A 23166-nucleotide genomic window follows, 5' to 3' on the forward strand; every position below is an offset into this window, starting at 1 on the left:
CGCGTCCGCCGCGCCGAAAGTCGCCCGCATCCCCCTGCGCGGTCCCCACCGACCCCGCCCCGGCCGTGCGCCGCCTATTGCCCCGTCGTCCGGGCGCCGCACCCGGTGGCCGCCCGCTCGCCGGATGACCGGGTGCAACGGGCGGAACAGGAGAGCATGTGGCGTTCCAGCAGATCCCCCTCTTCCCGGAGTACCCCGGGTTCGGCCCCGGGCAGCACCGGGCGTCCCCGCCCGCTGCAGCCGAGGCGGGCTTCGCCGAGGACGCGGACGTCGCCCCACCGGCCCGGGACGCCGGAGGGGCCGAAACCTCCTCCGGGAACGCGCGGGAGGCGGCGGGGCCGCGGCTGGACGGCCTGCGCGCAGTCATGATCAACTGGCGCGACCCCTGGCAGGCCGCGGCCGGCGGCGCCGAGGAGTACGCCTGGCGGATCAGCCGCCACCTCGCCGCCCGTGGCGCCGTGGTCGCCTTCCTCACCAGCCGTGAGCCCGGCCAGGCCCGCGTCGAGACCCGCGAGGGCATCGTCATCCGCCGCATGGGCGGGAAGTTCACCGTCTACCCGCTGGTGATGCTCTGGCTGCTGCTGTGGCGCCGCGAGTTCCACGCCGCCCTCGACTGCATGAACGGCATCCCCTTCTTCTCCCGCCTGGTCCTGCCGCGCCGCACCCGGGTGATCAGCGTCGTGCACCATGTCCACGACCTCCAGTTCGACGCCTACTTCAGCCGCCCGCTGGCCTGGTTCGGCAGGTTCGTCGAGAGCGCCGTCGCCGGCCGCGTCTACCGCAACTGCCCCACCGTGACGGTCTCGGACTCCTCCCGCCGCGCGATGCGGGAGAAGCTGCGGTGGCGCGCGCCCATCACGGTCGTGCACAACGGCAGCCCGCCGCGCCAGCCGGTGGCCCCCGACCGCTTTCTCAGCGAGGCCGAGACCGGTTCGCCCGCCATCGTCAGCCTGGGCCGGCTCGTGGTGCAGAAACGGGTCTCGCGCATCGTGGACATCGCACGCGACCTGCGCGGCTCCTATCCGCAGCTCCGTGTGCACGTGGTCGGCCGCGGGCCCGAAAGCGCGACGCTGGCGGAGCAGGTCGAGCGCGACGGGCTCTACGACCACGTCCGGCTGCACGGCTACCTGCCCGAAGAGCAGAAGAACGCCGTCCTGGCCGGATCACTGCTGCACGTCACGGCCTCGGAGTTCGAGGGCTGGGGGCTGACCGTGATCGAGGCGGCCGGACTGGGCGTGCCCACGGTCGCCTACGATGTCGACGGCCTCCGCGACTCGGTGCGCCATGGCGAGACCGGCTGGCTGGTACGTGAGGGGGAGGAACTGAGCGACGTCGTCGCCGCGGCGCTGCGGGAGCTGAGCGACCCCGTGCGCGCCGCCCGCATCCGCCGCGCCTGCCGCGAATGGGCCGCCCGCTTCACGTGGGAGGGCAGCGGCGCGGCCATGGCCCGTCTCATCACCGGCGAGCCCGATGGCACTCCCGCCACCGGCCGGGACGGGCTCCGCCCCCCGCCCCCCGCTGCCGCCGCCCCCGCCCGCCGCAACCGGCTGCGCGCGGACACCGCGGCCTCCCGCCCCGGTACGGGCCCCCCGACACGTTCCGCGAAGGCCGTTCGGTGACCGACGCCCGACCCGGGGCGCGGCGCCACGACGACGAGCCTGACGCGGAACGGGCGCCGGACCGCGTCGGCGCGAACGGATCAGCAGGCTCCGACGCCGACGACAGCGCCGAGCCCGAACCCGACGGCGGTCCCGCCGTAGGCGCCCGCTTCGACACACCCGGCACCGCCCGCGACGAGCCCGAGACGCCCGCCGAGGACACCGCCGACGACACCGCGCTGCTGCGCCGCCTCAAGCTGCTCGGCGCGAGCCTGCTGCTGTGCGGGATCGCGCTGAGTCTCGACCCCGCGAAGATCGTCGGCGACACCAAGATCGACCTGACGGTCAACCCCTTCGGCTTCCTGCAGCGCGCCCTCCACCTGTGGGACCCCTCCTACTTCGGCCAGCTGCAGAACCAGGCCTACGGCTACTTCTTTCCCAACGGCCCCTTCCACGCGCTGCTGATCGCCCTGGACATGCCCGAGTGGCTGGTCCAGCGCGTGTGGATGTCGGTGCTGCTGTGTGCGGCGTTCCTGGGTGTCGTCAAGCTCGCCGAGGCGCTGGGCATCGGCTCCCTGCACACCCGCATCCTGGCGGGTGCCGCCTACGCCCTCGCCCCGCGTGTGCTGACCCTGCTTTCCTACAACTCCGCCGAGCTGCAGCCGATGATGCTGCTGCCGTGGATCGTGCTCCCCCTGGTGTACGGCACACGGCACGGCCGCCCGCCGATGCGCATGGCGATGCTGTCGGCCCTGGCGTTCCTGTTCTGCGGCGGCACCAACGCCGCCTCCGAGCTGGCCGTGCTCGTGGTGCCCTTGGTCTACCTGCTCACCCGCGCCCGCGGGCCGCGCAAGCGGCGGCTGCTGGCCTGGTGGCTGGCGGCGCTGTTCCTGGCGTCGTTCTGGTGGATGGTCCCCCTGCTGATCATGGGCCGCTACGTGTTCTCGTTCATGCCCTACACCGAGGACGCGGCCACCACCACCGGCGTAACGACGCTGACCAACGCGCTGCGCGGCGCCGACAACTGGATGGGCTACGTGCCCGTGCCCGGCCAGCCCGCGCTGCCCGCCGGCGCCGAGCTGTCCACCGACCCGTGGATGGCCGCGGCCACCGCCTTGGTCGCCGGCCTCGGCCTGGCCGGGCTGGTCAACCGGGGCACGCCCGAGCGGCTCTTCCTGATCACCACGCTGCTCACCGGTACGGCGATCGTCGTCGCCGGCTATACGGGCACGTTGACCGGACCCTTCGCCGAGACGATGCGCGACCTGCTGAACGGCGCGCTGAGCCCGTTCCGCAACATCCACAAGTTCGACGCGCTCATCCGGCTTCCCGTCGTGCTCGGCCTGGCCCATCTGCCCGTCGTCCTCGCCCGCGACACCGCCGACCGCCGGGCCCGGAGCCCTCGCGCAGAACCCGCCCCGATGCGCGGGGGCCTGGCGGCGCGCCTTCTGGCGGGCGCCCGCGGCGCCGGGCACGAAGGCGGAGGGTCCGCCACCGTGCCCCCGCCCGGCACCGTCTACCGCGCCTCGGCCGCCGTGTGCGCGCTGGCACTGGCCGCGACGCTGACCCCCGTGGCCACGGTCGGCGTCGCCACCCCCGGCGGGTTCGAGCGGATCCCCGGCTACTGGTACGAGGCCGCGCGCTGGCTGGACTCCCACAACCGCTCCGGCACGACCATGGCGGTCCCCGGCTCCGCCCGCGGCGAGTACACGTGGGGCCGCCCGATGGACGAGCCGATGCAGCCCCTGATGGAGACGGCCTGGGCCAACCACCAGATCATCCCGTGGGGGTCGGCCGGCGTCTCCCGGCTCAACCATGAGATCGACCAGCGCATCTCCTCCGGCCGCGGTTCGGCGGGGCTCACCGCCACCCTGGCCCGCATGGGCGTCACCCACCTGCTGGTGCGCAACGACCTGGAGCGCGAGAGCCTCAACGGCGGCTGGCCCGCCCGCGTGCACCAGGCGCTGGCCGACTCGCCGGGCATCACGCGCGCGGCCTCGTTCGGCCCCGAGGTCGGATCCGCCGACAGCGGGCAGGCCTCGCTCTGGTACGACCAGCCCTACCGGTCGCTGGACGTCTACACCGTCGACGGCGCGGCACCCCGGGTGGGGACGGTCCCCGCCGACGAGGCGGTGCGGGTCGCCGGCGGCCCTGAGGCGCTGCTCGACCTCGCCGAGCAGGGCATGCTCCCCGGCGACCGCCCGGTGATCGTCGGCGACGACCCCGGAGCCGAGGACATCGCCGCCGAGGACACGGTGGTCACCGACACCGCCCGCCGCCGGGAGGTCGTCTACTCCGACGTCCGGCGCAACGCCGGCAACACCCTGACCGCCGAGGAGGACCGGCGCGAGGCCCCGGCGCCCGACATCGCCGACCCCGCCTGGAACGGCTACACCACGGTCGCCCGCTACGAAGGTGTCTCCGACGTCTCCGCCTCCTCCTCCGAGGCCGGCTCCGGCGCACTGCCCTCCGCCCGCGACCCCGGCCGGATGCCCTTCGCCGCGCTGGACGACGCCCTGGACACCTCGTGGCGCTCCAGCGCGTTCGCCGGGGCCGTGGGCGAGTGGCTGGAGATCGAGTTCGAGGAGCCGCGCGAGGTCGGCCGGCTGTCCATCGCCTTCGAGCAGATGTCCGGCGAACCGCCACCGGCCCGCATCAGCCTGATCACCGACGACGACCGCACCAGCGCACCCGTCGCACCGACCGAGGACCCGCAGGAGTTCGCCGCACCCGCCGGCGAGACCTCCACGCTGCGCATCCGCGTCGACGAGCTCGCCTGGGAGCCGGAGTACCGGTTCGGCACCCGGGTCGGCATCACCAGCGTGACGGTGCCCGGCCTGGAGGCCGAGCGCACGCTGAGCGTGCCCGGGGTCCCGGGCGCCGGGACGTTCCTCTTCACCGGCTCCACCGGGACCGTGCCCGGCTGCATGGAGGGCTCGCGGGTGTGGGTGTGCAACCCCGACCTGGCGGTCCAGGGCGAGGGCGCCTACACCTTCGACCGGAGCTTCGCGATGACCGGCCGGGCCGCGAACGGCGAGCACACCGTCAACGGGCACGCCGTGGCCACCGACCCCCACGACGTGGAGAACGCCGCCAACCGCTCCGGCGGCTACCCCAAGGTGACCTCCTCCTCCACCTCCGTGGACCACCCCGCCGCGATGGGGCGCAACGCCTTCGACGACGACGAAGCCACCGTGTGGTACCCGAGCCCCGACGAGGACGAGCCCTGGCTCGACGCGGAGCTGAAGGAGCGCACCGAGATCGGTGGGCTGCGGGTGGACTTCCCCGGCGGCGCCGCCGCGCCGGTCGAGGTCACCGTCGAGGCCGGAGGCACCGTCCGCAGCGGATGGCTGGACGGCAGCGGGTGGCTGGGCTTCGACCCGGTGACCGCCGACCGCCTGCGCATCTCCTTCGACCCGCCTGCGGGGCAGCCGCTGGAGGTCGGGCGCGTCGCGCTGCCGGACGTGGAGGCGCTGCCGCCTGTCGAGGGCGGCGAGGCCGCCACCCCCTGCGGCCTGGGCCCGGTGCTGCGGGTCAACGGCGAGCGGGTGGAGACCCGCATCGTGTCGGGCACGCTGGAGGACCGGGCCGCCGGCCGCCCGCTGCCCTACGAGAGCTGCTCGGACGTGCCGGTGCGCGAGGGCGGGAACCGCCTCGTGGTCGAACCCGGCGACCAGTACCGGGTGCGCTCGGCGGTGCTGAGCGGGGCCGACTCCGCCCTGCCCGCAGTGAAACCGCAGGGTTCGCAGGGCGCGGAGGACTCCGGTGCCGCCGACGGCGGATCCGGTGAGGGCGGATCCGGCTCCGCCGAGGTGGAGACGGCCGGCGTCGCGGCGGTTTCGGGCTGGGGCAGCAGTGAGCGCCGCGTCACCGTCGACGCCGGCGGGGACAGGTTCCTCGTCGTCAACGAGAACTTCAACGAGGGCTGGCGGGCGACGGTCGACGGGCGCGAGGCCCCACTGGAGCCGGTGCGCCTGGACGGCTGGAAGCAGGCGTGGCGGCTGCCCGCGGGCACCTCCGGCCAGGTGACCCTCAGCTATACGCCGGACGCGGCCTACCACGCCGCCTTGGCGCTCGGCGCCGCGTTCGCCCTGGTGGTGGCGGTACTCGCGCTCCGTCGCCCCGTCGGCGAGCGGAACGCCGCCCGCGCCCGGCGGCGCGCGCGCCGCACGGCCGCGGGCGAGCCCGCGCCCGAGGTCCGGCCGGTCCTGGGCCGCGCGGCCGCGCTGCCGACCGCGGTCCCCGGGCGCCTCCCGCGCCCCGCACTGGTGCCCCTCGGGGTGGTCTACGGACTGTGGGTGGGCGGCGCCGCCGGCGCCGGTGCCGTGGGCGGCGCGCTGCTGCTGGTGTGGTGGCTGGGCCGCACCCCGTCGCGGTCCCTGCGCCACGCCAGGCCCGAGCGCCCGGCGCTGGGCGGTCGGCTGCTGCAGGTGCTGGCGGGCCCCTGGACCGTGGTGGTGTGCATCGCCGGCGCCGGCGTGTGCCTGGGCGCGGGCACCTACCTGGCGCACCAGATGCCCTTCCACGACCTCAGCGACCTGCTGAGTGAACCGCTGCGTGAATGGGTGCCCCAGGCGCTGTGCCTGCCCGCGCTGGCGCGGCTGGTGGTCGCCGTGGGCGAGCTGCTCGGACCGGCCCGCGAGACGGCACGGGAGGCCCCGCCCGCAGGGGGCGCGGCCGCGGGCGGCCCCGCCGATGCGGGCGCGTCCGACGGCGGCCACCGCGATGCGCCGGAGCCGGCCGGCGAGCAGCAGGCGGCCGCCGAGGAGGTGCGCACATGAGCGGGTCCGCGGCCGGGGCTGCCGTAGCCGCGTCACCCGGCCCGGGGCCCGCGGGGGCCGCCGCCGGGCGGGGCCCGGGCGGCCGCGGCAGGGGCCGCCGCGCATCGGCGGCACTCGCGCGCAACGGGCGGCTGATCGCCGTGGCCGCGGCGGCGTTCCTGCTCACCGCCGCGCCGATGCTGCGCTTCTACGTCGCCGGGGAACTGGAGCGCATTCCCGCCCGGATCGACCTGACCATGCGGCTGTCCGACGACTCCGCCGCCTACCTCGACACCGGCACCTGGGAGACGGTGCGCGACACCGAAGTGGAGCGCACCACCCGCGTGGAGGGCGGCTTCGCGCCCGGCAACCCCGACTGGACCACCTGGGGCGTGTCGACGTCGACGGCCGCCCGCGGCACGACGCTGTCCCACAGCCACCGCCGGGTCGTCGTGGACCGCGACACGGGAACGGCGGTCAACTGCTGCGGCGAGCACGTCGACGGCGACCGGGCCGTCCGCCAGGCCGGCTTGGTGCTGCTGTGGCCGGCGGGCGGCGGCTGGCGGGAGTACCCCTTCTACGACGCCGACATCCGCGCGGCGCCCCCCATGGTCCTCGACGACCGCGACCGGGTCGGCGGGCTGGCCGTGCGCCGCTACGTCCAGCGCTTCGACGCCACGCAGCTCCCCGACTCCTCCCGCCCCGTGCCCGCGCGGGCGCTGGGCCTGGAGGAGCCCGGCACGGTCCAGGCCAACCGCTGGCTGGAGCTGGAGCGGACCTACTGGGTCGAGCCGGTCACCGGCCGCGTGGTCGACGCCCGCGAGGTACGCCGCGAGACGCTGCGGCCGGAGAACGGCGGCGGAAGCAGGGTCCTCCTCGACGCCGACCTGCGGATGGCCGGCGAACTGGTCCAGGCCCGGGTCCGCGAGGTCGAGGAGCTGCGCACGCTGCTGGAGGCGGTTCGCACCTGGCTGCCGACCGGACTCGGCGCGGCGGGCGGCCTGCTGTGCCTGGCGGCCGCCGTCCGCGAGCTGCGCGCCCGCCGCGCCGCGCCGACCGCGGAGGGCGGCGGAGAGGTTGACCTCAAGCTTGATTGAGATTCTACGTTCGCGGTAGACCGGTCCCGCATTGCCGGGACACCCCGCCGAGCGTGAGGAGACGCGGCGCCATGCCATTCACCGAACACGAGCGCGCCTACCTGGACTCCCAGCACATCGGTCGGCTGTCGACCGCCGGCCCGCGCGGTCCGCACACCCGGCCCGTGGGATTCGTGCTCAACGACGACGGCACGGTCGACATCGGCGGGATCGCGCTGTCGACCACCCGCAAGTACCGCAACATCGAGGAACGCCCCGGCGCCGAGGTCTCCTTCCTCGTCGACGATCTGGAGCCCGAAGGGCCCGGCGCGATCGCACCCGGGTGGGGCAGGGGAGTGGAGATCCGCGGCAGTGCCGAACTGCTCACCGACACCGACCCGCCCATCGCCCCCGGCGCGTTCAGCCGCGACGCGCCGCATCATCAGCTGGCACATGAACCCCGAGACCCCCGAACTGCACGGGCGCAGCGGCACAGCACCGCCGATCTTGTAGCCATCGCAAACGGAAACCGTTTTCCTTCACGACAGCTACAAGATCAACGGGGGTTCGAGGCTAGGTGCGCTTCCGCAGCACGAGCAGCAGGTTCCAGGTGGCCACCTCGCGTACCAGCGGAACGCGCACCACGGGCTTGGCCCAGCGGGGCAGGTAGCGCGGGAGCACGTCGACGACCTCGGCGTCGGGGCGGGTCCGCACCCAGCGGATCATCTCCGCCGCCGAGACCGCGAACATGGTGCGGCCGAAGTCGTTCTTGGGGCGGCGCCCGGTGCGCCGGGCGAACCGCTCCGCGGCGTAGCGGCCGCCCAGATAGTGCCAGGGCGAGGTCTCGTGGCCGCCCCACGGCGACAGCCACAGGGTGTAGGAGAGGTAGACCAGTCCGCCCGGGCGGGTGGCGCGCACCATCTCCGCGGCCATGCCGGGCGGGTCGGGCACGTGCTCCAGCACGTTGGAGGAGAAGCACACGTCTGCCGATCCGGTGCGGACCGGCAGCCGCAGCGCGCTGCCCATGACGGCGGACTGGGGCAGCAGCCCGTCGCGCAGCCGCAGCTCGGCGGGGTCGGCGTCCACGCACACGCTGCGGGCTCCGGCCGCGCGCAGCGCGTCGGCGAAGTATCCTGGCCCGCCGCCGACGTCGACCACCACCGCGCCGTCCAGACGGGTGTAGGACCGCAGCTGGGCGACCGTGTCGCGCGCCAGCGTGCCGTAGAAGCGGTCGGGGTCGGTCTGCTCCTTGCGGAAGGCCGCGAACAGCGCCGCGGACCGCGCCAGCGTCGCCCGGAAAGGCGCGGCCGCGGCACCCCGGCCCGCCGGAAGGCCCGCTTCCCCGCCCGCGCCGGACCGCGCGTCTCCGTCGTGTTCGCCGGTCACGCGTCCTCCCCGCGGGGCATCCGCACGTAGTGGCGCAGATGGAGCCAGTGGTCGCCGCCCCAGTACTCCACCGAGTCGGCGACGCGCGCGCCGCTCTCCGCCAGCACCGCCGCGAGCCGGGCGCGCGGGAGCGGGTGCATGCGCATCGGCGCCGGGTAGCCCAGCAGGCGCCGCTGGGCGATCCGGATCAGCGGCCAGGGCGCGAACCGGAAGACCAGCCCTTTGAACGTGGGCCGCTCCCGGTCGGGCACCCCGACGACCATCGACCCGCCGGGCCGCAGCACCCGCGCGAACTCGCGCAGGTAGCCTTCGGCAAGCTCCGGCGGCAGGTGCTGGAGCACCAGGTCGGTGTAGACCAGGTCGAAGGAGCCCTCGCCGAACGCGGCCAGGTCGGGACGGTCGTTCAGCCGGAAGTCGATGCGCCCGCCGCTGCGGTCGAGGCGGCGCGCCTCGGCCAGCATCGGCTCGGCGATGTCCACGCCCACGACCTGCTCGAAGCGGGCGGCCAGCGCGTTGGAGAGCCGGCCGGCGCCGCACCCGAAGTCCAGTGCGCGCTCGCGGCCGGGCCGCAGTCCCAGCTCCTCCAGGTGCTCCAGCGCCGCGTCGATCTCCGCGCTCCCCGAGGCCAGGAACTCGTCGTCGTCCCACGCGCCGCCGCGTTTGGCCGGGTCGACGCACACCGCCCACAACGGCTCGGCGGACCCCAGGCGGGTCCAGTCCGCGCGTACCTCGTCGAGTCCCACGGGCCACTCCTCGGCACTGCCGGAGAACCGGAGTGAACCAGGTTCTCGTTTCGTTATCGCTGCTCTAACGGCCAACATGCGACGATCGCCGATCAAGCTGGAACGTGTTGTATTCTGGCACCCCCGCAGCGGGGGGCGTCAACCGGACCGGACACGCCTGGAGTTTTGGAGCGGCATGAACGACGCCGATGCCCCCGCACCCGCATCCGGGGCGACGGCCGGGAGCGGGCATCCGCCCCGGGCGCAGGAGTACCAGGACAGCCGGGCCCCCGACCGCGCCGAGTCGGCCGCGCGGCGCGGCGCCCGCGCGGCCGCACTGGTGAACCGGGCGCTGCGCGACCCCATCGTGCTGGTCGGCGCAGCGCTGATCCTCGCCTCGCTCGCGCTGAAGATCCATGTGCTCCAGGCGGCCTACTTCGTCGAGGACGACTTCCTGTTCATCGGCGACGCGGCCGCCACCGACCTCACTCTCGACTACCTGACCGACCTGCACAAGGGCCACATGATGCCGGGCGCCCTGCTGCTGGCCTACGTCCAGGCGGGCATCGCGCCCTACAGCTGGGCGGCGGCCGCGGGCGCCATGCTGGCGTTCCAGGCGGCGGCCTCCGTCGCGGTGTTCGCCCTGCTCTGGGAGGTCTTCGGGCGCCGGTGGGCCGTCGTGGGGCCGCTGGCCGTGTACCTCGCCGCCCCGCTGACGGTCCCGGTGCTGGCCTGGTGGTCGGCCGCCCTCAACGCGGTGCCCTTCCAGCTGGCGACGGCCCTGGCGCTGCTGTGGGCGGTGCGCTACCTGCGTACCGGCGAGGGCCGCTACGGGTGGCTGACTGCCGGCGCGGTGCTGCTGGGCATGGCCTTCTCCGTCAAGGCGGTGTTCCTGCCCGTGCTGCTGTTCGCCGTGGCGGCGCTGTTCCTGGTGCCCGGCCCCCTGCCGCGGGTGCTCTGGCGCACTGCGGACCGCGACCTGCCGTTCTGGGCGGGTGCGGCGCTGATGTCGGCCGCCTACGGCCTGCTGTACCTGTCCCGGCAGGACACGGCCGAGGGCGAGGGCGCCGGGATCCCCGACCCCGGCGTCGCATGGGACATGGTGCGGCGCATGCTGGGCGAGACGTTCCCGGTGGGCGCGATGGGCGGCCCCGGCGCATGGGGGCCGGTCACCCCCAGCGGCGGGCTGCTGGAGCCGTCGGCCGCGGCGGTCGCCGCGGCCTGGTCGGGGCTGGCGCTGGTCGTCGTGGGGAGCCTGCTGGTCCGCCGCCGGGCCTGGCGGGCGTGGGCGCTGCTGGCCGGCTACCTGGTCGTCGTCGACGCGGTGCCCACCGTCGTCGCCCGCGGGCGCTACGAGTCCATGGTGGGCTACGACCCCCGCTACGTGGCCGACGCCGCGCTGGTCTTCGTCCTCTGCCTGGCGCTGGCCTACCTGCCGGTGCGCAACGAGGACGATGCGCTGCGGACCGGGCGGCTGCGCCCTCCGAAGCGGGCGGCGCGGGCGGCGGCGGCCGCGGCCACCGCCGTGATGACCGCTGCCGGGGCCTACTCCACCTACGCCTTCACCGACACCCTCAGCGGCGACCGGGTGCGGTGGTATCTCGACACCGTCCGGCAGTCGGTGCGCGAGGTCCCCGCTGAAGCGGGGATCTACCCGCGGCCGGTCCCCGAGGACATCGTGCTGCCGTGGAACGGCCCCCGGCGGCTGACCTCGCACGTGCTCAGCCCCCTGGCCGATCCGGGGGTGGCCGAGCGCATCCGCGATCCGGAGCCGGCCAACTCCGCACTGGTGTTCAACGACGCCGGCTTCCTGGTCCCTGCGGAGCCGGCGGAGGGCAGCGCGTTCTTCGGTCCGCCGGAGGACGAGGAGTGCGTGGCCACGTTCGGCGGCCAGGTGCGCTGGCCGGTGGAGTCGCTGGGGGGTCCCCGGATGGTGCTGGCCCTCGCCTACACCGCAGAGAAGCCGACCGAGATGGGCGCCGTGCTGGGCGAGGCCTGGGTGACGACCCGGCTGCCGGCCGCGCCGAAGGGCGGCGTCTGGTACCTCCCGGTGGACGGCGCCGGCACCGAGCTGACCCTGCACACCAACGCCGACGAGCTGTGCATGGAGTGGGTGACCTTCGGCGAGCTGGAACCCGTCACCGAAGGGGACCCCTGGTCGCAGGACGGCGGCGGGCAGCAGGAGGAAGACCCGGATGGCGAAGACGGCGGGAAGGCCGAGGGCGGCGGCGACGGCGGCACCCAGGGCGAGGACGGATCCGGCGGCGGGGGCGGCGACTGACGGCGGTCCGCGCCGCGGCCGCTAGTTGACCGGGGTGCGCCGGCGCGCCGTCGGGCGCGACAGCCGCCGGGAGCCGACGGAGCCGTACCAGCGGCGGACGGGCCGCTCGACGAAGCGGTGGGTGAGGTCGGCCATCAGTACCGTGCCCGCGGCCACCGGGACGAGGTCCATCCAGAACGACCCGGTGAAGATGTCCTCGCCGGTGAACTCGCGCCACAGGTACAGCACGACGAACTGCCACAGGAAGATCCCGTAGGAGACGCGGCCCAGGTAGCGCATCACCCGGTGGGCCAGGAACGCCTCAAGCCAGGCGCCGCGGCCCGCGCGGAACGGTGGCGGGCCGCCGGGGCGCTCGGGGCGCAGCGCCACCGGCGCGACGGCGAAGAACGCGAACCCCATCGCCACGGCCATGCTCACCAGCGAGATCCACAAGCCGGTGGAGCCGACGAACCTGGGGCCGGCCGCCGGGGTGGCGGCGACCAGGTAGCAGATCCCCGCCAGCACCCAGCACAGCGCCGCGTTGCGCGGCAGCGTCCGGCACAGCCGCCGCACCGGCCCGTCGCGGCCGCTTTCGCGCCAGGCCCACTCGCCGAGCACGGCGAGCGCCATGCCCACCGCGAACATGCTCAGGCAGCGGGGCAGCCAGGAGTACATGTAGGGACGGGGCTCGGGATAGTACTGCGGCACCAGCGCCAGCACCGCCACCGCGGTCATCCCGACCAGGCACACCATCAGCCGCCGCGCGCGGGCGTCGGGGTCGGCGCCCGCGCGGCCGGCGGCGCGGGCGGCCAGCAGCCCGATCACCGGCAGCAGCGCGTAGAAGCACGCCTCGACCGATAGGCTCCACATCTGCCCGAGGCCGTAGGGGCCGGTGCCCAGCCACCACGGGTCGGTGTCGAACACGAAGGTCAGCGTCATCACCCCGACCCACGCCCAGACGGAGTCGAGGTCGTCGCGCGACCACAGCAGGAGTGCGGCCAAGGCCACGATCCAGTAGGGGGGCATGATCCGCAGCGCCCGCCGCCACAGGTACGGGCCGACCGGCGGGAGCGCCGTCTGGTCGAGCGCGGCGCGCACCCAGGGGCGGTACAGCAGCAGGCCCGACAGCGCGAAGAAGAGCGGGACGCCCATCTCGCCGGTGGCCAGCAGGGCGCCGACGACGCCGGGCGCCAGCGCGGCGCCGCTCTCCACGGCCACGTGGAAGACGAGCACCATCAGCGCGGCGATCGCCCGCACGCCGTCGAGCGCCTCATTGTGCCCGCGCACCTGGGGCAGTCCCGCCGCCGCGGCGGACTGCTCGGGCGGGCGGGCGGCGGGCCGGGGGGAGTCCGGGGCCGCGGCTGGCGCCGACGGGTCCTCTCGGGGACCGCTCACAGGCCGACCCTCCCGTGTCGTGTGCGTCGCGGTAGGCGGCCGGCGGGACGCCGGGGGCGGCGCGCGCCGCCGCGCGTCTCGGGAGAACGGGATGCTGTTGGGCGCCTCATCCCCTTGCCACCACACTAGAACCGGTTATAAATATTCAGCCACGCCGTGGTGACGTTGTCTGCTGTGGGGCAGTACTCTACCCGAAAATGAAGCGAGTTCCAGCTTTGCCTTCCCCGCCCCCGGTATCCGCCCCGCCCCGTTTCGCCCAGGAGGGCTAATGCGTCGCACTGTCGCGGTCGTCTGCATCGCGTTGGGAGTCTGCCTGCTGGCTCTGGCCCCCATGCTGCGGTTCTGGACGGCCGACAGCTTGATGAAGGCCCCCCTGGACTACTACAACAAGGCCACCAACCGGGGTGAGGACGTCACCTACTTCAGCGCCGAGGAGATGGAGCTCATCGAAGGCGCGACGGTGGAGGCCTACACCACCGTGCGCGGCGACGTCGCCGCGAGCGACGAGCAGACCGCCGTCTGGGACCAGTTCACCTGGGTCAAGGACATCGAGCGCGACTTCGCGATCTCCTCGACCTACCGCCGCGCCGGCCACGACCGCTTCACCGGCATGGGTGTGGACTGCTGCGACTCCTCGGTCAACGACGAGGAGGTCGAGCAGAACGGCCAGGTCTTCAAGTTCCCGTTCCTGACCGAGAAGCGCGACTACGACTTCTTCGACACCACCAGCCGGACCACCCGCCCGATCACCTTCGAGGGCGAGGAGGAGTACCACGGTGTCGACGTCTACCGCTACGAGCAGGTCATCGACTCGGTGAAGATCGACGAACGCACCCTGCCCGCGAGCCTGCTGGGCATGGACGACGAGGGCGACGTCACCGGCGACGAGATGTACAGCATCACCCGCACCTACTGGATCGAGCCGACCACCGGTGTGCCCATCGGCCTCAGCGAGGACCAGCACCGCGGGGTCTCCGTCGACGGCGAGGAGCGCCTGGTGCTCTTCGACGGAACCATGGTCTGGGACGACGAGACCATCGACGGCCAGATCGAGAGCGCAGAGCAGGGCATGTTCGTGCTGCCGCTCGTGCGCACGGTCATCCCGATCGTCTGCCTGGCCGCCGGTCTGGTGCTGGCCGCCGTCGGCGGCGGGCTGCTGATCGGCACCGGAATCCGCGGCAACGGGCACTGACCTGCCCGCCGGATGAGCGACGCGAGCTCCGCCGCCCCGCGCGGCGATGCGGCCGCCTCCCCGGACGGCGCGCCGACCGGGCCCCACCCGGTCGGCGCGCCGCCGCGCACACGCGGCGGCCGCACCGCGGCCGGGGCGCTGCTGCGCGCGGGACGCCCCAAGCAGTGGCTGAAGAACCTGCTGGTCTTCGCCGCGCCCGGGACCGCCGGCCTGCTCGGCGACCCCGCAGTCCTCGCGTGGAGCGCCGCCGCCTTCGTCCTGTTCTGCGCCGCCTCCAGCGGCACCTACCTGCTCAACGACGTCCGCGACGCCGCCCGCGACCGGCTGCACGAGCGCAAGCGCACCCGCCCGGTGGCCGCCGGAGAGCTCCGCCCCTCCGTCGCGGCGGGCGCGGGAGCCGTGCTGCTGCTGGCCGCCCCGGCTGCCGTCGCACCGACGGGCAACTGGCCGCTGCTGGCCGTCCTCGCCGGCTACCTGGTGCTGACCACCGCCTACACGCTCGTGCTCAAGCACGTCGCGGTGCTGGACCTGGTCGCGGTGGCCGGCTGCCACGTGCTGCGCGCCGTCGCCGGCGGTGCCGCCATCGGCGTCCCGCTGACCCGCTGGTTCCTGATCGTCGTCTGCCTGGGCGCGCTGCTGGTGGTCACCGGCAAGCGCGAGGCCGAGCTGCGCACGCCCGGCGCCGCCCGCGCCCGCGACGCGCTGGGCCGCTACAGTCTGAGCTACCTCACGCAGGTGCGCACCATGGCGTCGGCGGCGATGATCGTCACCTACTGCCTATGGGCGCTGGAGGACCCGGCGACCACACCGGCGTCGGTGGTCCACGGAGCCAGCATCGTGCCGTTCATCGTCGTCGTGCTGCGCTACCACCTGCTGGTCGACAGGGGCGTGGGCGAGGAGCCTGAGGAGATCGCGCTGGGCGACCGGCCGCTCCAGCTGTGCGGCGCCGCGCTGCTGGCACTGGTGGGCTTCGGCGTCTACCTGGTATAGCGGCGCACCCGCGGAGTGCGGCAGCGGCGGGGGAGAAGGGAGGCACCGCGATGGCGGACACGTTCGGACGCGCGGCGCTGCTGACCGGATGGGGGCGCACCGCGCCCACCGCGGCCACCGTGCAGCGCCCGCGCACCCCCGAGGAGGCGGCCGATCTGCTGCGCGCGGCCGCGGAGCAGCCGACCGCCCGGCGGCGCGGCGCGATCGCGCGCGGCCTCGGACGCTCCTACGGCGACGCCGCCCAGTGCGCGGGCGGCACCGTGATCGACTGCACCGACCTGGCTCCCGGCTTCCGGCTCGACCCCGGCCGCGCGGAGGCCACCGCCTCGGCGGGCACCGGCCTGGCCGAGCTGATCGGCCGCCTGCTGCCGCACGGCCGCTTCCCGCCGGTCGTGCCCGGCACCCGGCACGTCACCGTCGGCGGCGCGATCGGCGCCGACATTCACGGCAAGAACCACCGCGCCGCCTCCTCCTTCGGCGCCCACGTGCGCGCGCTGCGCCTGCTCACCCCCGACGGCGAGCACCGCGCGCTCTCGCCCGGGTCCGAGCCCGACCTGTTCTGGGCGACGGTGGGCGGCATGGGACTGACCGGGATCGTCACCGAGGCCACGTTCGCCGTCGAGGAGGTCGAGACCTCCGCGATGCGTGTGGACACCGACCGCGTACCCGACCTCGACGCCGCCATGGCGCTGATGAACGCGGGGAACGGCGCACACCCCCACCCCTACGCCGCCTGCTGGATCGACCTGCTCGCCCGCGGCGCCGCGCTCGGACGCGGCGTGGTCACCCGCGCCCGCCACGCCCGCGTCGGCGAGTTGCCGCGCGCCGCCCGCCGCGACCCGCTGGCCTACGCGCCGCGCGCCGCTGCGGCCGCTCCGCCGCTCGTGCCGCCCCGGCTGCTCAACTCCTACAGCGTGCGCGCGTTCAACGCCGCCTACTACGCCCGGGCCCCCCGGCGGGGCAGGGGCGCCGTGCGGCCGCTGGCGTCGTTCTTCCACCCGCTGGACGCCGTGCGCGACTGGAACCGCCTTTACGGTCCGCACGGGCTCGTGCAGTACCAGTTCGCGGTCCCCCTCGGCGCCGAGGAGGAGCTGCGCCGCATCGTCGCCGACCTCGCGGCCGCCAAGGCGCCCTCCTTCCTCGCCGTGCTCAAGCGCCTGGGTGCCGGTACGCCCGCGCCCCTGTCGTTCCCCCTCCCGGGGTGGACCCTGGCCCTGGACCTCCCGGGCGACCTGCCGGGCCTCGCCCCGCTGCTGCTGCGGCTGGACGAGCGGGTGCTGGCGGCGGGCGGGCGCCTCTATCTCGCCAAGGACAGCCGAGCGCGGCCCGGCGCGGTGCGTGCGATGTACCCGCGGCTGGAGGAGTGGCGGGCGGTGCGCGCCCGCGCCGACCCCGACGGCGTGCTCACCTCCGACCTGGCGCGCCGCCTTGAGCTGTGAGCGCTCTGGGGCCCTCTACCAAGCGGGATAGGATCAGCGTCCATGGAGCCGACACCGACGAAGGAGACCGTCGAGCTGACCACCGAAAGCGGAACCCTCCGCCGCCGCGGCGAGTGGGTGGTGCCGCGCCTGCTGCGCATCCGCTCGCAGGCCGGCGCGGTGCGACTGGACATGTCCCAGGCCCGCATCGCGCATCCTGTCGTCGACATCGAGCTGTCCGTGCTCAGCGGCTCCATCGTGCTCGTACTGCCCGACGGCGCAACCGCCGACCTGGACCGGCTGCACTCCCCGCACGCCTCGCACCGCTCACGCGTCCCGGCCGTGCCCACGCACCAGGCGCCGCATTTCGTGCTTTCCGGCGAGACCTACACCGGTGCGCTGCGGGTCCGTTATGCGCGGGGACACCGGCGCCGCTAGCGCCGGTCAGGCCGCAGCCGCCCGGGCGAGTGCGGCCGACCGCCGGGGCGCGCAGCTCCCGGCACGTCCCAGAGTGGAGGAGTCATGCGCGACGCTGTAGGCGCCGTGGGTTCGGTCCTGCTGCTGGGCGGACGCAGCGAGATCGGCGCGGCGGTGGCGGAGCGGCTGGTGCGCGGGGGCGCTCGCCGCGTAGTGCTGGCCGCGCGCGGCGACGCCGGCACCGGGGAGGTCGCCCGGCGGCTGCGCGCCGCTGGCGCGGACGAGGTGCGTTGGCTGGAGTTCGACGCCGCCCGTCCCGACACCCACGCCGCCGTCGTGGACGGGGCGGTCGAGCTGCTCGGCGACCTCGACGCGGTGGTCGACGCGTTCGGGGTGCTCGGCGACCAGGCGGCGTTCGAGGACGACCCGGCGGCGGCAGCCGAGGCCGCCGCCGCGAACTACACCGGGCATGTCTCGGCGGGGCTCGCGGTGGCCCGCCGGCTGCGCGAGCAGGGACACGGCACGCTCGTGGTGCTCTCTTCGGTCGCCGGCGTCCGGGTGCGCCGTGCCAACTTCGTCTACGGATCGGCGAAGGCGGGCCTGGACGGCTTCGCCCAGGGCCTCGGGGACGCGCTGCACGGCACCGGAGCCCGAGTGCTGCTCGTGCGGCCCGGCTACGTGCCCACGCGGATGTCGGCCCACGTGGCGCCGGCGCCGTTTCCCGCCACGGCCGGACAGGTGGCCGAAGCGGTCGCCGAGGGCCTGCGCACCGGCGCCGAGACCGTGTGGGTCCCACGGCGCCTGCGCCTGCTCTTCGCGGGGATGCGGGCGCTGCCGCGCCCCCTCTGGCGCCGCCTGCCGCGCTGACGCCCGCGGGCCGCGGCGCCGCAGTGCCGCAGTGCCGTCGTCAGGCGGGCGCGGCGGCCGTGGCGGAGACGTGCCTGACGAGGGCCTCCAGAACCCCCTTCGCCGACGCGCGGCTGCGCGCGTCGCACAGCAGTACCGGCACCCGCTCGTCGAGCGTGAGCGCCTCGGCGACCTCCCGCTCGTTGTAGCGGTGGGCCTCGTCGAAGCAGTTCACCGCCACTACGAACGGGACGCTGCGGCGCTCGAAGAAGTCCACCGCGGGGAAGCAGGTGTCCAGCCGCCGGGTGTCGGCCAGCACCACCGCGCCCAGCGCGCCCTCGGCCAGCTCCTCCCACATGAACCAGAAGCGCTGCTGGCCGGGGGTGCCGAACAGGTAGAGCATCAGCTCGTCGCTGATCGTGATGCGGCCGAAGTCCAGCGCGACGGTCGTGGTCTGCTTCTGCTCGACCCCCTGGAGGTCGTCCACGCCCACGCTGGCCTCGGTCATCACCTCCTCGGTGCTCAGCGGTTCGATCTCGCTCACGGAGGCGACGAGTGTCGTCTTCCCGGCGCCGAACCCGCCCGCGACCAGGATCTTGATCCCCGAGGGGATGACGTCGCCGGGATGCTCAGAGTCGTTGGATGCCATCGAGTACCGCCTGGAGTATGTCCCGGTGCACCGGGCTCTGCTGGGTGTAGGGGGCGCGGGCCAGGACGTAGCCCCGGCCGATGAGGTCGCCGAGCAGGACCTTGACCACGGCGACGGGCATGTCGAGGTGGGCCGACACCTCCGCCACCGACTGGGGGCGCCGGCACAGTTCGAGGATGCGCAGCTGCTCGGGTTCCAGCGCCGCCTCGTCCACCTCGGCCCGCGCCGCGATGACCACGCTGATCATGTCCAGCTGGACGGCGTCGGAGTGCTGCCGCCCCTGGGTGATGACGTAGGGCCGGACGAGGGGGTCCGTCCCTTCCGCGTCGTAGCCCGGTCCCTGGTGCTCTGCCATTGGCCCTCGCTCCTATCCGGCTGAGTCGCCGGGTGATCCGTCGCCGGGGGCCGCGGCCGTTCCCACGTGGCGCGGCGACGCGTCGAGGAAGCGGCCGACCTGGTCCACGAGAACGTTCATCTCGTAGGCGATGAGGCCGACGTCGGAGCCCTCGTCGGCGATCACCGCGAGGCAGGCGCCGCTGCCCGAGCCGGTGACGAACAGGTAGGCGTGCTCCATCTCCACGACCGTCTGCAGCACCTTGCCGCCGTCGAATTGGCGGCCGGTGCCGCGGGCCAGGCTCTGGAACGCGGAGGCGACCGCGGAGAGGTGCTCGGCGTCGTCGGTGCCCAGCTCCTGGGAGCGGCCCATCAGCAGGCCGTCGGCGGAGAGGACGATGGCGTATCTGGCGCCGACGGCCCGTTCCACGAGCTCGTCGAGCAGCCAGTTCAGGTCCTTGGCGGCGTTGTTCGTCACGGTCGGGAATCCTTCTCACGTGTCGTTCCGGCGCTGCTGGCCTCGTCGCGGCCGCGACGGGTGCCCTGCTGGAACGCCGACATGTTGCGGCGCAGCCGGGCCGAGCGGTCCTCGCCTTCCTCTGCGGGCTGCGAGGAGCCGAAGGCCGGGTCTGAGGGGTTCTCGTAGAGCTGCGGCGCCAGGTTCTCCTGGGGCCGGCGCTTGGGCAGCGGCGGGCGCCCGTCGGAGTCCGCCTGCGCGGCGTCCGCCGGATCCGGTGCATCGGCGGATGCGCCGCCGGGCTGCGGGGGCGGTGCGGTCGTACCGGCGCCGGATCCGGGGGCCCCGTTCGCCGGAGCGCCGCCGTCGCCGCTCTGCCCGGCCGGGGCGGAGGAGGCGGCGGGTGCCGACGCTCCGTCGCCGCCGCGGGCCGTGCCGCCGTCGCCCGTAGCGCTGCTGCGGCGGCGGGGCAGCCCCGACCCGGTGCGGTCCTGCTCCGCCGGGGCGGCGGTCTCCGCCGCGAGCACGTCGCCGCCGCCCGGTGCGGTGCCGGCGCCGTCGGCCGGAGCGCCGCGCCCGCCCCCGTCCGCGCCGCCGGAGGCGGGACCGCGCCCGGATTCGCCGGGCCGCGTCGGGAGTATCGCCCGCGAGCGCTCTTGCGTGGTGTCGAACGCCGAGTCGGGCAGGTCCGCTTCGGCGATGAGCATCGAGGGCAGCAGGACGATCGCCTGCACGCCTCCGTAGGGCGAGGTGCGCAACCGCACGCCGATCTCGTGCCGCTGAGCCAGCCGCGAGACTACGAACAGGCCCAGGCGCATCTTCTCGTTGAGCCGCATCACGTCGAACTCGGGCGGGTTGGCCAGGATCTCGTTGGCCGCGGCCAGTTCGTCCTCCTGCATGCCCAGGCCGCGGTCCTCGATCTCGACGACCACGCCGTTGGGCACCTGCTCGCTGCTGAGCCGGACCTTGGTCTGCGGCGGCGAGAACGTCGTGGCGTTGTCGACCAGCTCCGCGACCAGGTGGATGACGTCGGCGACCGCCGGTCCCTTCAGCGCCACCCGCGCGACGCGCTGGCGGTCGACGCGGGTGTAGTCGCCGGACTCCGAGATCGCACCGCGCAGCACGTCCACCAGCGGCATCGGCTTGTGGAAGGTGCGGCCGGGATTCTCGCCGCCGAGGATCAGCAGGTTCTCGGCGTTGCGGCGCGAGCGCGTGGCCAGGTGGTCGAGCTTGAACAGGTCGGTGAGCTGGTCGGGGTCCTCCTGCTCGCGCTCCATGCGGTCCAGCAGCCGCAGCTGCCGATGGATGAGGGTCTGGCTGCGGTGCGCGATGTTCAGGAACACCCGGTTGATGCCGTAGGCGAGCTCGGACTGGCGGACAGCGGCGTCGACGGCGAAGTGCTGGGCCTTCTGGAAGGAGGCGGCGACCTTGCCGACCTCGTCGTCGCCGGTGGTCAGCTGCGGGATCGCCGCGGCCGAGTCGATCGGATCGTTGTTGCGCAGCCGGCCGACGAGGTCGGGCAGCAGGTCGTTGGCGCGCCGGTCGGTCTCGTCGCGCAGGCGGGCCAGGCGCGCCACGACCCGGTTGGTGGTTCCCACACCCGAGCTGATCGCCAAGAAGCCGATCAGCGCGACGCCGACCGAGCCCGCGCCGGCGATCAGCATCGCCCGGGTCGCGGCGTCGGCCTGGATCCCCGCGGCGTAGCGGGCCTGCGCCGCGCCGATCTCCGTCAACTCCTCCTTGACCGGCGTGTAGGCCGACCTCCACTCCTGCTTGTCCATCGGGACCGTGGTGTCGCGGCTGTGCTCGCCGGTCACGGGGTCCATGAGGATGTGCGGGTCGTGGTCGACGATGCGCTGCTCCATGTCGACCAGGCGCTGGTATTCGCCGCTGTTCAGCAGCCGTTCGAGCTCGCGGCCCTGCTCGGGGCCGAGGAAGCCGCGCACGTGCTCCAGCGTGCTGTGGTAGGAGCTGGTCAGCCGGGTGAACTCCTGCTGGTCGTCGTGGGTGAGCTTGCCGTTGGTGAAGCTGCGGGTCAGCCGGGCGTCGCTCAGCGCCAGCAGGTCGACGACGCGGAAGGTGTCGGTCGCGCTCACGCCCGGGCCGATCGAGCCGTTCTGGGGGCTGCCGCGCGACTGCTCGTCGAAGAGGTCGGCGGCCGCGGTCATCACCCGGTTGTAGTCGTCCAGGACCTTCTCGCGCGAAGCGCTGCCCTCGTCGACCTCCTCGCGGATGTCGTCGATGGCGCGGTACTGCTTCTCGAACTCGGCCATGCGCTCCCGGATGGCGTCGGGGGCGTAGTCGCGGTAGGTCTCGAAGCGGTCGAACACCGTTCGGGTGTGCTTGTCGGAGGCCTGACGCGCCGCGACCAGCTCGTCGCGGGTCTCCTCGGGCTGCTCCAGGTAGGCCACGGTCTGGGAGCGTTCGTCCATCACGGCCGTCAGGGAGACGGCGGCGGGTGTGGACAGCTCGCTGGCCGCCTGGGCGGACGCCGTGGTCTCGACCGCCTCCCAGCCGAGGTAGCCGCTGATGGCGAGCCACAGCGCGATGAAGGCGGCGCTCGGCAGAAGCACCGCCCTGCGCAGACGCCGCCGGATGCTGGGCGTCCGCTTGCTCTTCGCTGACTGCACGGTACTCCTAGTGGCGAATCAGGGGGCGGGGCTGCGGCGCGGGCCGCGCAGCCGGCTGTTCGCCGGGCGGCGGTTGCGCGGTGTCCGCAGCCCGTCGCCGGTCCGCGTCATGGCGGGATCCACGAGTCCCGAGCAAGGAAGGGTTCACAGGGGTCTTCGCATGCTCAATGAGGGGCACGGACAGGTTCCCCGTCGAGACGCAGATCGCGATGACGGTACTGCTTTGCACACAGGCAAGCGCTAAGCGTTAATTGCCCGAACACGATAGCGTGTCGTCCCTTTGCTCGGCGATCCGCCTCGGGCTGTTTCTCTGCGACGACATCATCCCACAACGGCGATTTGCGGAATTTGCAGTTCTGTGTCCGAATTTCGCCGCAATATGGTGGACGACCTGCCCCGAAACCCGCCTGCCTGTCCGGGGCGGATCCGGCGTTCTCCTGCGGCGCACGAGGACCGGCCGCTAGCCTTGCGGAGCCATGGGAGGGCTATTCGCGGCCGACGCCGCAGCGCACGGGGCGGCCTACGGTGTGGCTCTGGCCGTGTCGATCGGCGCGACCGGATTCCTGCGCCGCCAACACCGGCGCTTCGGCCGGTTGGCCGGCTGGTCGGGCCGGATCACCCTGGCCGTGCTCGCCGCCGGGATCGCCCTCGCGGCCTTCGCCGTGTACCCGCTTCCGGTGCCCGACGCCGGCGTCTGCGCGGGCGGGGGAGCCGAGCCCGCGCCTGCGCCGCTCGCGTTCCTCGGCGCGCTCGACCGCCCCGCCGCCGCGGTGCACGCGGCCTGGGCCGCAGGCGCTCTGCTGCCCGCGGGTCTGCTGCTGGCCTATCGCCACCGCCGCGGTGCGGCGGCCGCCGCCGCGGTCTGCGCGCTGATCGCGGCGGGCGTCGAGGGGCTCCAGTACACAGGGCTGCTGGGCGCCTACCCCTGCCCCTACCGGGTGGCCGCGGCCGACGACGTGCTGCTGGGCGCCTGAGGCGGCCTGGCCGGCTGGCTGCTGGGCGCCGCGGCCAAGCGTGTACTGCCCCGAGCCTGGCCG

Annotated in this window: 17 protein-coding genes and 1 pseudogene; 11 read left to right on the plus strand and 7 right to left on the minus strand. The window is 74.3% G+C overall.

Features of this window, described 5'->3' with window-relative positions:
* The first annotated feature begins 158 nt into the window (after nt 1-158).
* From RM446_RS05900 to RM446_RS24835, 4 genes and pseudogenes are all read left to right on the plus strand, one after another.
* Nucleotides 159-1619, plus strand: a complete 1461-nt coding sequence (locus RM446_RS05900; protein ID WP_311544089.1) for a glycosyltransferase family 4 protein — start codon at nt 159-161, stop codon at nt 1617-1619.
* Nucleotides 1616-6379, plus strand: coding sequence for an alpha-(1->3)-arabinofuranosyltransferase (locus RM446_RS05905; protein ID WP_398694546.1), 4764 nt, complete (start codon nt 1616-1618; stop codon nt 6377-6379). Before RM446_RS05900 ends, RM446_RS05905 begins: the two co-directional genes overlap by 4 nt.
* Entirely contained in the window at nt 6376-7455 is a 1080-nt protein-coding gene (locus RM446_RS05910) for a DUF3068 domain-containing protein (protein WP_311544090.1), read from the plus strand. Before RM446_RS05905 ends, RM446_RS05910 begins: the two co-directional genes overlap by 4 nt.
* Before the next feature lie 71 nt (nt 7456-7526).
* A pseudogene (locus RM446_RS24835) lies at nt 7527-7820 on the plus strand (pyridoxamine 5'-phosphate oxidase family protein); the annotation flags it as partial.
* Nucleotides 7821-8007: 187 nt separating this feature from the next.
* Here the strand turns inward: RM446_RS24835 and RM446_RS05915 are convergent.
* Together RM446_RS05915 and RM446_RS05920 are read right to left on the minus strand one after the other, a co-directional pair.
* Nucleotides 8008-8721: a class I SAM-dependent methyltransferase gene (locus RM446_RS05915; protein ID WP_311544235.1), complete on the minus strand. Its 714-nt coding sequence runs from the start codon at nt 8719-8721 to the stop codon at nt 8008-8010.
* Nucleotides 8722-8816: 95 nt separating this feature from the next.
* The gene (locus RM446_RS05920) at nt 8817-9563 is read right to left on the minus strand and encodes a methyltransferase domain-containing protein (protein WP_311544091.1); all 747 of its coding nucleotides are present in this window, start codon (nt 9561-9563) and stop codon (nt 8817-8819) included.
* Between the two features lie 175 nt (nt 9564-9738).
* Between RM446_RS05920 and RM446_RS05925 the strand changes: the two genes are divergently transcribed.
* Nucleotides 9739-11823: a hypothetical protein gene (locus RM446_RS05925; RefSeq protein ID WP_311544092.1), complete on the plus strand. Its 2085-nt coding sequence runs from the start codon at nt 9739-9741 to the stop codon at nt 11821-11823.
* Nucleotides 11824-11844: 21 nt separating this feature from the next.
* Here the strand turns inward: RM446_RS05925 and RM446_RS05930 are convergent, their stop codons facing one another.
* On the minus strand, nt 11845-13197 hold the full coding sequence (locus RM446_RS05930; RefSeq protein WP_311544093.1) for an acyltransferase family protein: 1353 nt from the start codon (nt 13195-13197) through the stop codon (nt 11845-11847).
* Nucleotides 13198-13465: 268 nt separating this feature from the next.
* Here RM446_RS05930 and RM446_RS05935 point away from each other — a divergent pair, with 268 nt between their 5' ends.
* The 5 genes from RM446_RS05935 (at nt 13466) to RM446_RS05955 (ending at nt 18081) form a co-directional block, all read left to right on the plus strand.
* Nucleotides 13466-14389, plus strand: a complete 924-nt coding sequence (locus RM446_RS05935; RefSeq protein ID WP_311544094.1) for a DUF3068 domain-containing protein — start codon at nt 13466-13468, stop codon at nt 14387-14389.
* Nucleotides 14390-14401: 12 nt separating this feature from the next.
* The gene (locus RM446_RS05940; protein WP_311544095.1) at nt 14402-15379 is read left to right on the plus strand and encodes a decaprenyl-phosphate phosphoribosyltransferase; all 978 of its coding nucleotides are present in this window, start codon (nt 14402-14404) and stop codon (nt 15377-15379) included.
* A gap of 50 nt (nt 15380-15429) precedes the next feature.
* Nucleotides 15430-16818: an FAD-binding oxidoreductase gene (locus RM446_RS05945; RefSeq protein WP_311544096.1), complete on the plus strand. Its 1389-nt coding sequence runs from the start codon at nt 15430-15432 to the stop codon at nt 16816-16818.
* Between the two features lie 42 nt (nt 16819-16860).
* On the plus strand, nt 16861-17235 hold the full coding sequence (locus tag RM446_RS05950; protein WP_311544097.1) for a hypothetical protein: 375 nt from the start codon (nt 16861-16863) through the stop codon (nt 17233-17235).
* A gap of 84 nt (nt 17236-17319) precedes the next feature.
* The gene (locus RM446_RS05955; protein ID WP_311544098.1) at nt 17320-18081 is read left to right on the plus strand and encodes a decaprenylphospho-beta-D-erythro-pentofuranosid-2-ulose 2-reductase; all 762 of its coding nucleotides are present in this window, start codon (nt 17320-17322) and stop codon (nt 18079-18081) included.
* A 40-nt stretch (nt 18082-18121) separates the two neighbouring features.
* Here the strand turns inward: RM446_RS05955 and RM446_RS05960 are convergent, their stop codons facing one another.
* From RM446_RS05960 to RM446_RS05975, 4 genes are read right to left on the minus strand one after another with little or no spacing between them, the layout of a single operon-like run.
* A complete protein-coding gene (locus tag RM446_RS05960; RefSeq protein WP_311544099.1) occupies nt 18122-18709 on the minus strand; it encodes a GTP-binding protein in 588 nt (195 codons plus the stop codon).
* On the minus strand, nt 18690-19064 hold the full coding sequence (locus RM446_RS05965) for a DUF742 domain-containing protein (protein WP_311544100.1): 375 nt from the start codon (nt 19062-19064) through the stop codon (nt 18690-18692). The genes RM446_RS05960 and RM446_RS05965 overlap by 20 nt, the downstream gene beginning before the upstream one ends.
* A gap of 12 nt (nt 19065-19076) precedes the next feature.
* Complete coding sequence (locus tag RM446_RS05970; protein WP_311544101.1) at nt 19077-19520, minus strand: roadblock/LC7 domain-containing protein; 444 nt, start codon at nt 19518-19520, stop codon at nt 19077-19079.
* Nucleotides 19517-22129: a sensor histidine kinase gene (locus RM446_RS05975; RefSeq protein ID WP_311544102.1), complete on the minus strand. Its 2613-nt coding sequence runs from the start codon at nt 22127-22129 to the stop codon at nt 19517-19519. Before RM446_RS05975 ends, RM446_RS05970 begins: the two co-directional genes overlap by 4 nt.
* Before the next feature lie 476 nt (nt 22130-22605).
* On the opposite strand from RM446_RS05975, the gene RM446_RS05980 reads away from it, so the two are divergent.
* The gene (locus tag RM446_RS05980) at nt 22606-23103 is read left to right on the plus strand and encodes a hypothetical protein (RefSeq protein WP_311544104.1); all 498 of its coding nucleotides are present in this window, start codon (nt 22606-22608) and stop codon (nt 23101-23103) included.
* Nucleotides 23104-23166: the final 63 nt, after the last annotated feature.

The sequence above is a fragment of the Streptomonospora wellingtoniae genome (assembly GCF_031845375.1).
GTDB lineage: Bacteria > Actinomycetota > Actinomycetes > Streptosporangiales > Streptosporangiaceae > Streptomonospora > Streptomonospora wellingtoniae.

Coding starts and splice junctions, on each gene's coding strand:
- RM446_RS05910 (WP_311544090.1), top strand. CDS start 6,376: ATGAGCGGGTCCGCGGCCGGGGCTGCCGTAGCCGCGTCACCCGGCCCG.
- RM446_RS05980 (WP_311544104.1), top strand. CDS start 22,606: ATGGGAGGGCTATTCGCGGCCGACGCCGCAGCGCACGGGGCGGCCTAC.
- RM446_RS05955 (WP_311544098.1), top strand. CDS start 17,320: ATGCGCGACGCTGTAGGCGCCGTGGGTTCGGTCCTGCTGCTGGGCGGA.
- RM446_RS05945 (WP_311544096.1), top strand. CDS start 15,430: ATGGCGGACACGTTCGGACGCGCGGCGCTGCTGACCGGATGGGGGCGC.
- RM446_RS05960 (WP_311544099.1), bottom strand. CDS start 18,709: ATGGCATCCAACGACTCTGAGCATCCCGGCGACGTCATCCCCTCGGGG.
- RM446_RS05950 (WP_311544097.1), top strand. CDS start 16,861: ATGGAGCCGACACCGACGAAGGAGACCGTCGAGCTGACCACCGAAAGC.
- RM446_RS05940 (WP_311544095.1), top strand. CDS start 14,402: ATGAGCGACGCGAGCTCCGCCGCCCCGCGCGGCGATGCGGCCGCCTCC.
- RM446_RS05935 (WP_311544094.1), top strand. CDS start 13,466: ATGCGTCGCACTGTCGCGGTCGTCTGCATCGCGTTGGGAGTCTGCCTG.
- RM446_RS05925 (WP_311544092.1), top strand. CDS start 9,739: ATGAACGACGCCGATGCCCCCGCACCCGCATCCGGGGCGACGGCCGGG.
- RM446_RS05965 (WP_311544100.1), bottom strand. CDS start 19,064: ATGGCAGAGCACCAGGGACCGGGCTACGACGCGGAAGGGACGGACCCC.